Below are 14,268 nucleotides of genomic sequence, written 5' to 3'. Positions count from 1 at the left end.
GGGGCCCGATCCGGTCACGCCGGAACGCCCGGAGCTGCCCGGTCCCGCCGCCCCGCCCCACCAACCCTCAGCCACCGCCGTCACGCCGCCCCGTGGACCGCCCCGACCGCCTCCCGCCGCCCGGACCGGTGCACCACCACCGCCACCAGCACCAGCAGCGCCACCGTCGGCGCCGCCACCGGAAGCAGGTGCGAGATCCCCCGGGCCTCGCGCCAGATGTTGAACAGGCAGCCCGGCCCGGTCAGCACCAGCGCCGCCACCCCCGCGGCCGCCGGGGCCGCCCGCCCGCGCAGCCCGGCGAAGGTCAGCAGCAGCGGGAGGAGCAGCATCGCCACGATCCACGGCAGGTCCAGCGGGAAGGTGGTGTCGTCCCAGTTCTGGGCCGTCTCCAGCAGCCCGCCCACGACCGCCGACGCCAGCACCAGCCCGCCGGCGCGCCAGGTCGGCCGGGCCAGCAGGTCGGTCGGCGCCGCGGCCAGCAGCAGAGCGGCCAGCACCAGCGGCAGCGAGGCCATCCCGATGTAGCCGCTCCACCACGCGTCGAAGGAGGAGACCCACACGGCCCCCACCAGCTCGTACAGCCCCACCGCGCCCAGGACCAGCGCGCTGCCCCGCACCGCCGTCCACCGCCCGAGGAGCGCCGCCACCAGGAGCAGCGCGGCGGCCACCGGCCGGGAGAGCAGCTCGGCGTAGGTGCCGTACGAGCCGTCCCAGGAGAGCCGGTTGGCGACCCGGCCCGCGGTGGCCGCCCAGGCCACCAGCGTGGCGCCGGCCACCGCGCCGGCGAGCATCGGCGCGACCAGCGCCAGCAGCCGCCCCGCCGGCGAGGCCCCGGTCAGCCCGAGCCGCACCCGCAGCCCGTACACCGCCAGGCCGAGGAGCTCCCGGGTGACCGCCAGGCGGCCGCCCTCCGCCGTCGTGTCGGCGAACACCTCGGCCAGTTCCTCGCCGCGCTCGCGGCGGTACCGCTCCGGGTAGAACCGGAGCGCGGTCCGCAGCGCCACCGAGGGCCCCGCGCCGATCGCCGGTGCGCTCACGAGAGGCCTCCCCCCGCCGCGGGCCGCCCCTGCGACCCCGCCCCGCCCGGCAGCACCGACCGGATCTTGGCCAGTCGGCGCTCGGCCTCGGTGGCGACCGCCCGCAGCCGCTCCGCCTCGGCGGCCAGCGCGTCCCGGCCGGCCCCGGTCAGCGCGTAGCTGCGCCGGGCCCGACCGTCCACCACCTCCTCGGCGGCGACCTCGATCAGGCCCTGGCCGAGCAGCCGGTCGAGCGCCCCGTAGAGCGTGCCGGTGCGCATCTTGACCCGGCCGTCCGAGATCGCGGCGACCTCCTGGATCAGCGCGTAACCGTGTCTCGGCGCGTCGGCCAGGGCGGTGAGCAGCAGCAGCGTGGGCTCCTGCATGGAGCGTTCTGTCATACGACTACATATATCGCCAACCTACCTATAGGTCCAGGGCCGGGCCCGTCCGCCACAATGTGCCCATGCCGACCGAGGACCTGCTCGCCGCCTGGACCGCCCTGCTGCACCGCTGCGGCGCCGCCGTCGACCCCGAGCCGTACGGCCGGGAGCTGCTGCGCCGCTGGTCGGAGCCGCAGCGCAGGTACCACACCGTCGCGCACCTGCGCGCGGTGCTGCGGCACGTCGACGAGCTGGCCGGGCACGCCGCCGACCCGGAGGCCGTCCGCCTCGCGGCCTGGTTCCACGACGCCGTCTACCGGCCGGACCGCACCGAGAACGAGGAGCGCAGCGCCGCCCTCGCCGTCCGCGCGCTGACCGCCGCCGGGCTGCCCGCCGAGCGGGTCGCCGAGGTCGAGCGCCTCGTGCTGCTCACCGTCGGCCACGACCCCGCCCCCGGCGACCGCAACGGCGAGGTGCTCTGCGACGCGGACCTCGCCGTCCTCGGCGGCACCCCCGAGGCGTACGCGGCGTACGCGGCCGCCGTCCGCGAGGAGTACGGCTTCGTCCCCGCACCGGACTTCACGGCCGGCCGGGCCGCCGTACTGCGCCACCTGCTCGCCCTGCCCGAGCTCTACCGCACGCCCGCCGCCCGCGAGCGCTTCACGGCGGCCGCCCACGCCAACCTGAGGGCCGAGCTCGGCGCCCTCTGACACGAGCCCGCCCGCCCGCGCGCCCGCACGCGCGCCCAGCAGCCGGCTCCCCCCGCACGCGCGCGCCCGTCGGCCGCGCCGCGCGGCCTAGGACAGCTCCCCCACCGGAGCCACCACCGCGCCCTGCTTGCCGCACACCCAGTGCGGCTCCGGCCCCAACTCGGGCTCCACGCTCAGCGCGTGCGGATCCCCGTCGGCCGCGCAGTCGGTGCACAGCGGCCAGCGGCCGTACGCCTCCAGCAGCGCGTCCTGGACGTCCTGGGCGACCAGTCCGAGCACGTAGTCGGTGCCGTCGGGCCACTGCTCCAGCCACCAGCGGCGGTGGGTCACGGCCTGCTCCACCAGCGAGACGACGGCGGCGTCCGCCACGTCCCGCGCGGTGAGGTCGGCCAGGATCAGTGCCCGCGCGTTGTGCAGGGCGGTCTCGATGTCGTCGGCAGCCATCCGTCCATCCTCTCCTCAACTCCCCCGAACGCCGAAACGCCGTGTGGGCGGCCCCCCGAAGGGAGCCGCCCACACGGACGGGGAACCAGCCGATCCGATCGAAGCGATCAGGATCAGAAGTCCATGTCACCGCCCGGCATGCCGCCGCCGGCGGCCGCGGCGGCCTTCTCCGGCTTGTCGGCGATGACGGCCTCGGTGGTGAGGAACAGCGCCGCGATGGAGGCGGCGTTCTGCAGCGCGGAGCGGGTGACCTTGGCCGGGTCGATGATGCCCTCGGCGACCAGGTCGACGTACTCGTTGGTGGCGGCGTTCAGGCCGTGACCGGCGGGGAGGTTGCGCACCTTCTCCACCACGACGCCACCCTCCAGGCCGGCGTTGGTCGCGATCTGCTTGATCGGGGCCTCCAGCGCGACCTTGACGATGTTGGCACCGGTGGCCTCGTCGCCGTCCAGCTCCAGCTTGTCGAAGGCGACACCGGCCTGCAGCAGGGCGACGCCACCACCGGCGACGATGCCCTCCTCGACGGCGGCCTTGGCGTTGCGGACGGCGTCCTCGATGCGGTGCTTGCGCTCCTTGAGCTCCACCTCGGTGGCCGCGCCGGCCTTGATGACGGCCACGCCGCCGGCCAGCTTGGCGAGGCGCTCCTGGAGCTTCTCGCGGTCGTAGTCCGAGTCGCTGTTCTCGATCTCGGCGCGGATCTGGTTCACGCGGCCCGCGACCTGCTCGCTGTCGCCGCCACCGTCGACGATGGTGGTCTCGTCCTTGGTGATGACCACCTTGCGGGCGGTGCCCAGCAGGTCGATGCCGGCGCTCTCCAGCTTCAGGCCGACCTCCTCGGAGATGACGGTGCCACCGGTGAGGATGGCGATGTCGCCGAGCATGGCCTTGCGGCGGTCACCGAAGCCCGGGGCCTTGACGGCGACGGACTTGAAGGTGCCGCGGATCTTGTTCACGACCAGGGTCGACAGGGCCTCGCCCTCGACGTCCTCGGCGATGATGACCAGCGGCTTGCCGCTCTGCATGACCTTCTCCAGCAGCGGGAGCAGGTCCTTGACCGAGCCGATCTTGGAGTTGGCGATGAGGATGTACGGGTCCTCGAACGTCGCCTCCATGCGCTCCAGGTCGGTGGCGAAGTAGGCGGAGATGTAGCCCTTGTCGAAGCGCATGCCCTCGGTGAGCTCGAGCTCCAGGCCGAAGGTGTTGCTCTCCTCGACGGTGATGACGCCTTCCTTGCCGACCTTGTCCATGGCCTCGGCGATCAGCTCGCCGATCTGGGTGTCGGCGGCGGAGATGGAGGCGGTGGAGGCGATCTGCTCCTTGGTCTCCACGTCCTTGGCCTGGGCCAGCAGCTGGTCGGAGACGGCCGCGACGGCCTTCTCGATGCCGCGCTTCAGGGCCATCGGGTTGGCGCCGGCGGCGACGTTGCGCAGACCCTCGCGAACCAGGGCCTGGGCGAGCACGGTGGCGGTGGTGGTGCCGTCACCCGCGACGTCGTCCGTCTTCTTGGCGACCTCCTTGACGAGCTCGGCACCGATCTTCTCGTACGGGTCCTCGAGCTCGATCTCCTTGGCGATGGAGACACCGTCGTTGGTGATCGTGGGGGCGCCCCACTTCTTCTCCAGCACGACGTTGCGACCCTTGGGGCCGAGCGTGACCTTCACTGCGTCGGCGAGCTGGTTCATGCCACGCTCAAGGCCGCGGCGAGCTTCCTCATCAAAGGCGATGATCTTGGCCATCAGAAGTGGTCCTCCGGGACACGGTCGACTGCTCGGACCAAGGGGTGCCCGCGACGGACGGCCCTGGTGCGCGGAGGTCCATTCCCCTGCCGCTCCCGGGGGCCTCACCGACCCGGTCCGCTGTCACTCTCACACTGTGAGTGCTAACGCCAATGATTAGCACTCCGGGTGGTCGAGTGCAAGCCCAATCGGCAATCCGCGAGCCGCCGCGGGAGCCGCCCGGGAACGCCGACGGGCCCGTGCGACACGCGTCGCACGGGCCCGTCGAGAAGCGAGAGGTCACCAGCCGTGGGGCCGCGCCGAGCTCCTGGAGCCGGAAGGGGTCAGACCGCCGCGCGGACCATGTCCGCCTGCGGGCCCTTCTGTCCCTGGGAGATCTCGAACTCGACCCGCTGGCCCTCCTCGAGGGTGCGGTAGCCGTCCATCTGGATCGCGCTGTAGTGGACGAAGACGTCCGCACCACCGTCGACCGCGATGAAGCCGTAGCCCTTCTCCGCGTTGAACCACTTGACGGTGCCCTGAGCCATTCCGAACTCCCCTAGTGCTGTGCTGGCCCTTCACGCGCCCGCAGGTCGCGGGCCCGGGTTGGTTGAAGGCCGGCCCGGGGAACCCCCCCTGGGCGCAGCCGTGCACGCCGCAACCCTCCGCACAGGACGCCAGGCGGCCTCCGACGAGCGGGTGATTGCGTCGACCGCCGCTGAATGTATCCGGATCGACGCCCTCTGCAACAGGCCCAACCACCGGTAATTCCGGTACGGCGTCAAGGGACAGGACGGACCGAATCGGGATGTTCTCGGCATTTCACGCCGGACATAGCGGACGAATTACCCAAATGCCTGCGGTAATTCTGACATCTGCCTGACAGGTTTCACGGGCCGGTCTCATCGGCCGGACGCCCCGGGCCGAGCACTGCGGGGCCGAACGAGCACTGCTGGGCCGAAAGGGAAACCCTGTTCCCAGCCGAGCGACACTCTACTCCGACTCGACCCGGAAATATTCCCGCAGGAATGCGAGCGGTCGCCCGCGCATACGGACAGCGGAATTCCGTACGCGCGGGCGACCGCGGGTTCTCTCGCGGGCTCAGCAGCCGCCGGCCACCGCCGGGATGATCGAGATGCTGGCGCCGTCCTCGATCCCGGTCGCCAGGCCCTCGGCGAAGCGCACGTCGTCGTCGTTCACGTACACGTTCACGAAGCGGCGCAGCTTGCCCGTGTCGTCCAGGATGCGGGCCGAGATGCCCGCGTGGTTCTTCTCCAGGTCGGCGACGACCTCGGCCAGGGTGGCGCCCTCGGCGGTCACCTCGGCGGCGCCGGAGGTGTAGGTGCGCAGGATGGTGGGGATGCGGACGTTGGCGCTCATGACTTCTCCTTGCGGGGGCGGATGGTTCAGGCGGACACGAGGCCGGCGGCGCGGAACGAGTCCAGCGTCGGGCGGATGACGGCGGTCATCCCGGCTTCGGAGACGGCGTCCAGGGTCTTCAGGCCGTCGCCGGTGTTGATCGCGACGGTCTCCTTCGACGGGTCCAGCTGCCCGGTCTCGACCAGCTTCTTCAGCACGCCGACGGTCACCCCGCCCGCGGTCTCGGCGAAGATCCCCTCGGTCCGCGCCAGCAGCCGGATCGCCGCCACGACCTCGGCGTCCGTGACGTCCTCCACCGCGCCACCGGTGCGGCGGGCGATGTCCAGCACGTACGGGCCGTCGGCCGGGTTGCCGATCGCCAGCGACTTGGCGATGGTGTCCGGCTTGACCGGCTTGATCACGTCCCGGCCGGCCTTGAACGCGGCCGACACCGGCGAGCAGCCCTCGGCCTGGGCACCGAAGATCCGGTACGGCCGGTCCTCGACCAGGCCCAGCCTGATCAGCTCCTGGAGGCCCTTGTCGATCTTCGTCAGCTGCGAGCCCGAGGCGATCGGGATCACGATCTGCTCCGGCAGCCGCCAGCCGAGCTGCTCGCAGATCTCGTACGCCAGCGTCTTGGAGCCCTCGCCGTAGTACGGCCGCAGGTTCACGTTGACGAAGCCCCAGCCCTCGCCGGCCGGATCGCCGATCAGCTCCGAACAGAAGCGGTTCACGTCGTCGTAGTTGCCCTCGATGCCGACCAGCTCACCGCCGTACACCCCGGCCATGACGACCTTGCCCTGCTCCAGGTCGTGCGGGATGAACACGCAGGACCGGAGCCCGGCCCTGGCCGCCGCCGCACCCACCGCGCCGGCCAGGTTGCCGGTGGAGGAGCAGGACAGCGTGGTGTAGCCGAACGCCCGGGCCGCCTCGATCGCGCACGCGACCACCCGGTCCTTGAAGGAGTGCGTCGGGTTCCCGGAGTCGTCCTTGACGTGCAGCTGGGCGGTGAACCCGAGCTCCCGGCCCAGGTTGTCCGCCTTCACCAGCGGGGTCCACCCCGGGTTCAGGTTCGGCTTCGAGGCCACGTCCGCCGGAACGGGCAGCAGCGGCGCGTACCTCCAGATGGAGGCCGGACCGGCCTCGATCCGCTTGCGCAGCTCCTCGGCGCCCTCGCTGCCGAACTCGTAGGCGATCTCCAGCGGGCCGAAGCACTCCAGGCAGGCGAAGCTGGGGCCGAGCGGGAAACGGGTGCCGCACTCGCGACAGGACAGCGCGGTGGCGGGGCCGAGGTCGACGGAAACTGGTGCGGCGGTGTTGATAGCCATGATGGCGAGGCCTCTCTCCTCATCTTCCCCGTGGCGCGGTCGCGCACGGGCCGGAATTGGCACCTGTCCCGCCGGGGCCTGTCGACGACAGCCGCGCGAGAAGGTTGCCGGGACGTCAACGGGCCGTTCCCTCAGTCCCTCTGGATGAGCTTGTGAAATTGTGGTGCTGCTCAACGGCGACCCCGGCGTGCGAAGGTCCGACCGCTGTACGAAGACTGTATCCGAAGGCGCCAATCCTGAACGGGACCGTCCGCCACGCGAGATGACAGATTCCACCGACCCCGCCGAGGAGACCTCCGTGCCCGCCGAACCGACTCCCGAGCTCCTCCCGCAGGCGGCATCCTGGCTCCACCGCCGCTCCTGGAGCGCGGCCGACCGGCCGGTCCACACCCTCCTCGACGCCAAGGAACGCACCGGCCGCACCGTCAGCGTGGTCCTCCCCGCCCTGGACGAGGAGGCCACCGTCGGCGACATCGTCCGCACCGTCCGCCGCGAGCTGATGGAACGCCTCCCGCTCGTCGACGAACTCGTCGTCGTCGACTCCGGCTCCACCGACGCCACCGCCGCCGTCGCCGCCGTGGCAGGCGCCCGGGTGGAACACCGCGACCGGATCCTCCCCCGGCTGCCCGCCGTCCCCGGCAAGGGCGAGGTGCTCTGGCGCTCCCTGCTGGTCACCCACGGCGACATCGTCTGCTTCGTCGACGCCGACCTGCGCGAGTTCGACCCGGCCTTCGTCTCCGGCATCGTCGGCCCGCTGCTCACCGACGAGTCGATCCAGCTGGTCAAGGCCATGTACGACCGCCCGCTGGAGTCGGACGGCGCCGTCCTGCCCGCCGGCGGCGGCCGGGTCACCGAACTCGTCGCCCGCCCCCTGCTCAACCTCCACTGGCCGGAACTCGCCGGCTTCGTCCAGCCCCTCGGCGGCGAGTACGCGGCCCGCCGCTCACTGCTCGAACGGCTGCCCTTCCCCACCGGCTACGGCGTCGAACTCGGCCTGCTGGTCGACGCCCTGGAAGTGGCAGGCCTCGACGCCCTGGCCCAGGTGGACGTCGGCGTCCGGCACCACCGCCACCAGGACGGCCAGGCCCTCGGCCGGATGGCCGCCACCATCTACCGGACCGCCCTGGAACGCCTCGACCGCACCCACCGCCTCAAGGCCTCGGCCGACCTCGTCCACCCCCACCTCACCCAGTTCACCCGCGACCCGGAAACCCGCGCCTTCACCGCGCACACCCACCCGGTGACCGCCCTGGAACGCCCCCCGATGCACACCGTGCCGGAATACGCCACCCGTCATTAGGGGCCTGTCCTCGAACCCGCGTCCGCGGGGCGACGCCGGGGGTTCGAAGACAGGCCCCGCGGGTTTGCCACGCCGAGCCCCCGGCAAGATGCCAACCATGGGCGATCTCACGACCAACCGTTCGAACGCGACCGGCACCGCCCCCGTCCTGGTGGCCTCCAACCGGGGACCGGTGTCCTTCAGCACCGCCGACGACGGCACGCTGACCCTGCGGCGGGGCGGCGGCGGCCTGGTCTCCGGCCTCTCCGCCATCGAGGACCCGAACGCCGTCTGGGTCTGCGCCGCCCTCGACGACTCCGACCGCAGAGCCGCCGCCGGGGCCCCCCGCGGCCGCCTCGACCTGGCCGGCCACGCGGTCGGCGGCCAGGCCGTACGGATGCTGGACCTGGACCCGCAGACCTTCGCCCGCGCCTACAACGGCGTCGCCAACTCCACCCTCTGGTTCGTCCACCACCTGCTCTACGCGACCCCCACCGCCCCCGCCTTCGACGCCGGCTTCCGCACCGAGTGGGCCGCCTACCAGGCCTACAACGAGGCCTTCGCGGAAGCCCTGGCCGCCGAAGCCGCCCCGAACGCCGCGGTGCTCGTCCAGGACTACCACCTCTCCCTGGTCCCGGCCCTGCTCCGGGAGGCCCGCCCCGACCTGCGGATCGGCCACTTCTCGCACACCCCCTGGGCCCCGCCCGAGTACTACCGGCTGCTGCCCGACGACGTCGCCCGGGCCGTCCTCACCGGCATCCTGGGCGCCGACCGGGCCGGCTTCCTCACCGAGCGCTGGGCCCGCGCCTTCGCCGCCTGCTGCGCGGACCTCCTCGGCGCCGGCGTCGACCACGACGCGCTCTCCGTCACGCTCGACGGCCGCACCACCCGCCTCGGCGTGCACGCCCTCGGCGCCGACGCCGACTTCCTGCGTGAGCGCGCCCACCGCCTCGACGTCGACGAACGCCTCGCCGCCCTCCGCGCGGCCGTCGGCGACCGCCGCACCATCGTCCGGGTCGACCGCACCGAGCTGAGCAAGAACATCGTCCGCGGCCTGCTGGCCTACCGGCACCTGCTCCGCACCCGCCCGCAGTGGCACGACCGGGTGGTGCACATCGCCTTCGCCTACCCGTCCCGCACCGACCTCGCCGAGTACCGCGACTACACGGCACGGGTCCGGGAACTCGCCGAGGCCGTCAACGCCGAATTCGCCACCCCCACCTGGCAACCGCTGATCCTGCACGTCGACGACGACTTCCCGCGCTCCCTCGCCGCCTACCGGCTGGCCGACGTCGCCCTGGTCAACCCCATCCGCGACGGCATGAACCTGGTCGCCAAGGAGGTCCCCGTGGTCTCCGACCGCGGCTGCGCCCTCGTCCTCTCCCGCGAGGCCGGCGCCCACGCCGAACTCAAGGACGACGCCCTCACCGTCAACCCCTACGACGTCGTCGCCACCGCCGACGCCCTCCACGCCGGCCTCACCATGAGCCCGGAGGAGCGCGCCGACCGCACCAAGCGCCTGGCGGCGGCGGCCACCGCACTCCCCCCGCAGCAGTGGTTCCTGGACCAGCTCAACGCGCTGTGAGCGCGTCCCCCAAGGCCCCCAACAGCTCCACCACACCCTCCGGCCCGGCGACCACCAGGTCCGCCCGGTCGGCCAGCTCCCGCACCGGCGCGTCCCCCACCGCGCCGGCGCACACCAGCACCCCCGCGACACCCTCGCCGCGCAGCTTCTCCACCGCGGCGAAGGCCGCCACGTCCCCCAGGTCGTCCCCCGCGTAGAGCACCGAACGGGCCCCCCGCTCCCGCAGGAAGCCGGTCAGCGCCGCCCCCTTGTCCACCCCCGGCGGCCGCAGCTCCAGCACCAGCCGACCGGGCTCCACCACCAGCCCGTACTCGGCCGCCAACTCCCCCACCGGCGCCCGCAACAGCTCCAACGCCTCCTGCGGCGCCGCCGTCCGCCGGGTGTGCACGGCCACCGCCCGCCCCTTGTCCTCCACCCACGTCCCCCCGGGCGCCCCCACCCGCTCCAGCACCCCCGGCAACTCCTCCCGCACCCGCGCCACCCCCGGATGCGCCTCCGGCGCCGACAGCTCCCCGCCCTCCCACCGCTCGGCCCCGTAGTGCCCCAGCACCACCACCCCCGGCAGCCCCGCGAACCCCCCGTACTCCACCGCCACCCCGGCCGGCCGGCCGGTCACCACCACCACGCCACCCACCACCGGAGCCAGCCGCCGCAACGCCCCCACCACCCCCGGATGCGCCCGCGCCCGCTCCGGATCCGCCACGATCGGCGCCAACGTCCCGTCGAAGTCCAACCCGATCACGGCATCCCCGGGCGCCGCCAGAACGGCCCGCACCCCGTCCCGCCCAGCCCCGGTCGCCGGCACGAACATCTCTTCAAAGCCCATACCGGAGCCCCTACCCCGGAGCACCCCGCTCCGCACTCCCCCGGCCCGCGGGCGCGCGGGAGCCCCACCTTCCCGAGAGTCCCCCTCGATCACCGAGCCGGTCAGCGAGCCCCCCGCCGAGCCTCCCGCACCCGCCGCAGCCGATTCACCAGCACCGGCGCGTGCGCCAGCGCCTCCTCCCGGTCCAGCAGAGCGTTCAGCACCTGGTAGTACCGCGTGGGGGAGAGCCCCAGCTCCTCCCGGATCGCCCGCTCCTTGGCCCCCGCCGTACGCCACTGCCGCGCCTCCAGCGCCAGCACCGCCCGTTCCCGCTCACTCAGCTCGCCCACCGCGCACACCTCCGCCCGCCACTACGGAGTGTCATTCTCCCGCGCGACCCCGACACACAGTGCTCGCCCCACCGCCACCCCGGCCGCACTAACGTCACTCCCATGACCACGCCCAGCTTCGCCCTGCACATCCCGACCGCCGACCTCGACCCCGACCCGCTGGACCCCTCCCAGATCGCATCCGGCACCCCCGAGGTCACCGGCAGGGTGCTGTCCGAGTCCGCCGACGGCCGCCACCTGCGCGGCCTCTGGCAGATCACCCCCGGCGTGGTCACCGACGTCGAGGCCGACGAGATGTTCGTGGTGCTCAGCGGCCGGGCCACCATCGAGATCGAGGGCGGCCCGACCCTGGAGGTCGGCCCCGGCGACTGCGCGGTCCTGCGCGAGGGCGACCGCACCACCTGGACGGTCCACGAGACCCTCCGCAAGGCCTACGCCATCACGCTCCCGTAGGAGCCGGACGACCCCGCCCGGGCCGGGGCCGGTCCCGGCCCCGGCCCCTACTTGCGGACCGCCGCCGCCTCCTTCACGGCCGCGTCCTGCAGCCCCCCGAGCACCTGCTTCGGATCCCCCGTCACCGCCTGCCCGATCCCCGCCTTGATGCGGTCGCTGACCTCGCCCCAGGCCGGGTCCCCGAACGGGTAGAAGCTCGCGTTGGTCAGCCCGACCGCGAACTGCTTGAGGTCCTCGTGCTTCGGGTCCGTCGACATCTGCGCGAACGCGTCCTGGGTGACCGGCAGGAGGTTGTACTGCTCGTCGAACTTCAGCTGGTTGTCCTTGTCGTAGACGAACGACAGGAACTTCTTGATCTCGTTCTTGTGCCCGTTCGCCTTGAACGCCATCATCCAGTCCGCGACCCCGAGGCTCCCCGTGCGCCCGAGCCCGTCCCGCTTCGGGATCGGCGCCGTCCCGAACTCGACCTTCCCGGCGGTCGCCATCCGCAGCAACGTCGGATGCCCGTTCAGCATCGCCACCTTCCCGGCGGCGAAGTCCTGGAACACCGGGGTGCGGTTCATCTTGCCGGGGTCCGGGTACGTCAGCCCGGTGGCCACCAGGTTGCTCTTCAGCCAGCTGAAGGTCGCCTGGTTCTGGGAGCTGTCGATGGTGTAGTTGCCGACGTCGTCGGAGATGCTGCCGCCGCCGCTCAGCGTCCACAGCATCGACTCGGCCGGCGCCTCCTCCGGTCCCAGCGGCAGCCCGTACGGGGTCACCCCCGGCACCTTGGCCTTGATCTTCTCCGCGTCCTGCCGCAGCTCGTTCCAGGTGGCCGGCGGCTGGGCGATCCCGGCCTGCCGGAACATCGCCTTGTTGTAGAAGAGCACCCGCGACGAGGAGACGAACGGGATCCCGTACTGCGTCCCGAGCACCTGCCCGGCGTGCGCGAAGGTCTCCAGGAACCTGGCCTGGGTCTCCACCGAGAGCACGTCGGACGCCGGGTAGAGCCGCTCCGCCGCCACCTGGTCGGCGAAGCCGCCGGTCTGCAGCAGGTCCGGCGACTTGCCGGCCGCGATCATGTCCTCGACCTTCTTGCCGATCTCGGTCCAGCTGTCCACCTCGACGCTGACCTTGATCCCGGGGTTGGCCGCCTCGAAGTCCCTGGCGACCGCGTCCCAGTAGTGCCGGGAGTTGGTCTCGGGGCTCTCCCCGTAGTCGGCCGCGACCAGCTTGAGGGTGACGGGCCCGTCGTCCTGCCCGGTGCAGGCACTGGCCGCGATGAGGACCAGTGTTCCGGCCAGCACACCGCCGAGCACACGGGTGGGAACGTGGACGCGCCTGTTCAACGCGGGTACCGCCTTCGGGGGGACGAATCGGCCGGAACGGGGGATTCCGGCAGGGGACGCGCCACACTGCCAAACCCGCCGACCGCCGGTCCACACCACCGACCGGGCCCGCCCGAGTAGTTATCGAAGTGCTCTGAGTCATTGCACAATGCGCAACAGAACCCCCGCGCACCCCGGTCCGCACCCGCTCCGGCACCCGGCCCCGCGCCCCGGCGCAAAGCCCCGCACACCTGCGCAGCTGCGACAAAGCTCACCCAGTATGGACCAGACCAATCCGACAACTGGACTAGACCTCTTCGACCCGCCCAAGGGAAACTGTCCTCCGTGAAGCACGTCATCGCACTCGATGTAGGCGGCACCGGCATGAAGGCCGCGCTGCTCGCCCAGGACGGCTCCGTGCTGTTCGAAGCACGCCGACCGACCGGGCGGGAGCACGGCACCGACGCCGTCGTCACCGCCATCCTCGACTTCGCCACCGACCTGGCGGACGAGGGCCGCAGCCGCTTCGGCGTCGCCCCGCTCGCGGCCGGTGTCGCCGTCCCGGGCACGATCGACGAGAAGAACGGCATCGCGGTCTACTCCGCCAACCTCGGCTGGCGCGACCTCCCGCTGCGCAAGCTGCTCGGCGAGCGCCTGGCCGGGCCGCAGGGCGGCGCGATGCCGGTGGCCCTCGGCCACGACGTGCGTTCCGGCGGCCTGGCCGAGGGCCGGATCGGAGCCGGCCGGGGCGTCGACCGCTTCCTGTTCATCGCCCTCGGCACCGGCATCGCCGGCGCCATCGGCATCGACGGCCGGATCGAGGCCGGCGCGCACGGCTACGGCGGCGAGATCGGCCACGTCGTGGTCCGCCCCGGCGGCCCGCTGTGCGGCTGCGGCGCCCGCGGCTGCCTGGAGACGCTGGCCTCCGCCTCCGCCGTCTCCCGCGCCTGGGCCGAGGCCAGCGGCGACCCCGACGCCGACGCGGCATCCTGCGCCGCCGCGGTGGACGCCGGGGACGACCGTGCCGTCGCGGTCTGGCAGCGGGCCGTCGACGCCCTGGCGGACGGCATCGTCCTGGCCCAGAGCCTGCTCGACCCGTCGACGGTGATCGTCGGCGGCGGGCTGGCCGAGGCCGCCGACACGCTCTTCACCCCCCTGCGCGCGGCGGTCGCCGAGCGACTGACCTTCCAAATGCCCCCGAAGGTCGTGCCCGCCATGCTCAAAGACACCGCCGCATCCCTGGGCGCGGGCCTGCTCGCCTGGGATCTGCTCACCTTGGAGGTGACCGCGTGACCACCGCGGACCGTGACCGTACTGCCCTGGCCGGCGCCCGACTGGTCCTGCCCGGCGGCGTCGTCGAGGGCGGCCGCCTCACCGTCGACGGCGAGCGCATCGCCGCCATCGGGAACGGGGCGGGTGGCGGCGACAGCGAGCCCGGCGACCTCGACCTGACCGGGTACACCGTCGTGCCCGGCTTCGTCGACCTGCACGTCCACGGCGGCGGCGGTGCCTCGTACACCTCCGGCATCGCCGA

Annotated in this window: 15 protein-coding genes, 1 pseudogene and 1 riboswitch; of the genes and pseudogenes, 6 read left to right on the top strand and 10 right to left on the bottom strand. The window is 72.8% G+C overall.

What is annotated here, in order from left to right:
* Positions 1-80 precede the first annotated feature (80 nt).
* Both ACWDBB_RS30910 and ACWDBB_RS30905 read right to left on the bottom strand, forming a co-directional pair.
* On the bottom strand, positions 81-1,037 hold the full coding sequence (locus ACWDBB_RS30910) for a hypothetical protein (protein WP_449792713.1): 957 nt from the start codon (positions 1,035-1,037) through the stop codon (positions 81-83).
* Positions 1,034-1,417 carry a PadR family transcriptional regulator gene (locus tag ACWDBB_RS30905; RefSeq protein WP_449792712.1) on the bottom strand — a complete coding sequence of 128 codons (384 nt, stop codon included), beginning with the start codon at positions 1,415-1,417 and terminating at the stop codon, positions 1,034-1,036. The genes ACWDBB_RS30910 and ACWDBB_RS30905 overlap by 4 nt, the downstream gene beginning before the upstream one ends.
* Before the next feature lie 65 nt (positions 1,418-1,482).
* On the opposite strand from ACWDBB_RS30905, the gene ACWDBB_RS30900 reads away from it, so the two are divergent.
* Positions 1,483-2,109, top strand: coding sequence for an HD domain-containing protein (locus tag ACWDBB_RS30900; RefSeq protein ID WP_449792711.1), 627 nt, complete (start codon positions 1,483-1,485; stop codon positions 2,107-2,109).
* Positions 2,110-2,196: 87 nt separating this feature from the next.
* Here ACWDBB_RS30900 and ACWDBB_RS30895 read toward each other — a convergent pair whose 3' ends face one another.
* From ACWDBB_RS30895 to thrC, 5 genes are all read right to left on the bottom strand, one after another.
* Positions 2,197-2,553: a hypothetical protein gene (locus ACWDBB_RS30895; RefSeq protein ID WP_449792710.1), complete on the bottom strand. Its 357-nt coding sequence runs from the start codon at positions 2,551-2,553 to the stop codon at positions 2,197-2,199.
* Positions 2,554-2,666: 113 nt separating this feature from the next.
* Positions 2,667-4,289, bottom strand: coding sequence for a chaperonin GroEL (groL, locus tag ACWDBB_RS30890; protein WP_316526858.1), 1,623 nt, complete (start codon positions 4,287-4,289; stop codon positions 2,667-2,669).
* Positions 4,290-4,612: 323 nt separating this feature from the next.
* Entirely contained in the window at positions 4,613-4,816 is a 204-nt protein-coding gene (locus ACWDBB_RS30885) for a cold-shock protein (protein ID WP_030289665.1), read from the bottom strand.
* Positions 4,817-5,369: 553 nt separating this feature from the next.
* Positions 5,370-5,648, bottom strand: a complete 279-nt coding sequence (locus ACWDBB_RS30880) for a MoaD/ThiS family protein (RefSeq protein ID WP_449792709.1) — start codon at positions 5,646-5,648, stop codon at positions 5,370-5,372.
* 26 nt (positions 5,649-5,674) lie between these two features.
* On the bottom strand, positions 5,675-6,955 hold the full coding sequence (gene thrC / locus ACWDBB_RS30875) for a threonine synthase (protein ID WP_449792708.1): 1,281 nt from the start codon (positions 6,953-6,955) through the stop codon (positions 5,675-5,677).
* Between the two features lie 16 nt (positions 6,956-6,971).
* A riboswitch (SAM riboswitch) is annotated at positions 6,972-7,106 on the bottom strand.
* Between the two features lie 111 nt (positions 7,107-7,217).
* On the opposite strand from thrC, the gene ACWDBB_RS30870 reads away from it, so the two are divergent.
* Positions 7,218-8,255, top strand: coding sequence for a glucosyl-3-phosphoglycerate synthase (locus ACWDBB_RS30870; protein WP_449792707.1), 1,038 nt, complete (start codon positions 7,218-7,220; stop codon positions 8,253-8,255).
* A gap of 97 nt (positions 8,256-8,352) precedes the next feature.
* Positions 8,353-9,819, top strand: coding sequence for an alpha,alpha-trehalose-phosphate synthase (UDP-forming) (locus ACWDBB_RS30865; protein WP_449792706.1), 1,467 nt, complete (start codon positions 8,353-8,355; stop codon positions 9,817-9,819).
* Here ACWDBB_RS30865 and otsB read toward each other — a convergent pair.
* Complete coding sequence (otsB, locus tag ACWDBB_RS30860; RefSeq protein WP_449792705.1) at positions 9,806-10,645, bottom strand: trehalose-phosphatase; 840 nt, start codon at positions 10,643-10,645, stop codon at positions 9,806-9,808. The two genes, ACWDBB_RS30865 and otsB, sit on opposite strands and share 14 nt — an antisense overlap.
* A 101-nt stretch (positions 10,646-10,746) precedes the next feature.
* Positions 10,747-10,974, bottom strand: coding sequence for a DUF3263 domain-containing protein (locus tag ACWDBB_RS30855; RefSeq protein ID WP_449792704.1), 228 nt, complete (start codon positions 10,972-10,974; stop codon positions 10,747-10,749).
* Positions 10,975-11,076: 102 nt separating this feature from the next.
* Between ACWDBB_RS30855 and ACWDBB_RS30850 the strand changes: the two genes are divergently transcribed.
* The gene (locus tag ACWDBB_RS30850; RefSeq protein ID WP_449792703.1) at positions 11,077-11,427 is read left to right on the top strand and encodes a cupin domain-containing protein; all 351 of its coding nucleotides are present in this window, start codon (positions 11,077-11,079) and stop codon (positions 11,425-11,427) included.
* 47 nt (positions 11,428-11,474) lie between these two features.
* On the opposite strand, the gene ACWDBB_RS30845 is transcribed toward ACWDBB_RS30850, so the two are convergent.
* Positions 11,475-12,755, bottom strand: a complete 1,281-nt coding sequence (locus ACWDBB_RS30845; RefSeq protein ID WP_449792702.1) for an extracellular solute-binding protein — start codon at positions 12,753-12,755, stop codon at positions 11,475-11,477.
* Positions 12,756-13,079: 324 nt separating this feature from the next.
* Here ACWDBB_RS30845 and ACWDBB_RS30840 point away from each other — a divergent pair, with 324 nt between their 5' ends.
* Both ACWDBB_RS30840 and ACWDBB_RS30835 read left to right on the top strand, forming a co-directional pair.
* Positions 13,080-14,027: an ROK family protein gene (locus tag ACWDBB_RS30840; RefSeq protein ID WP_449792701.1), complete on the top strand. Its 948-nt coding sequence runs from the start codon at positions 13,080-13,082 to the stop codon at positions 14,025-14,027.
* Positions 14,024-14,268 (top strand): annotated as a pseudogene (locus ACWDBB_RS30835) (N-acetylglucosamine-6-phosphate deacetylase); the annotation flags it as partial. The gene ACWDBB_RS30840 and the pseudogene ACWDBB_RS30835, both read left to right, overlap by 4 nt.

This window comes from Kitasatospora sp. NPDC001095, from assembly GCF_053598615.1.
Note: the sequence above shows the minus strand (reverse complement) of the source record. Positions and strands in the feature narration are given on the sequence as shown.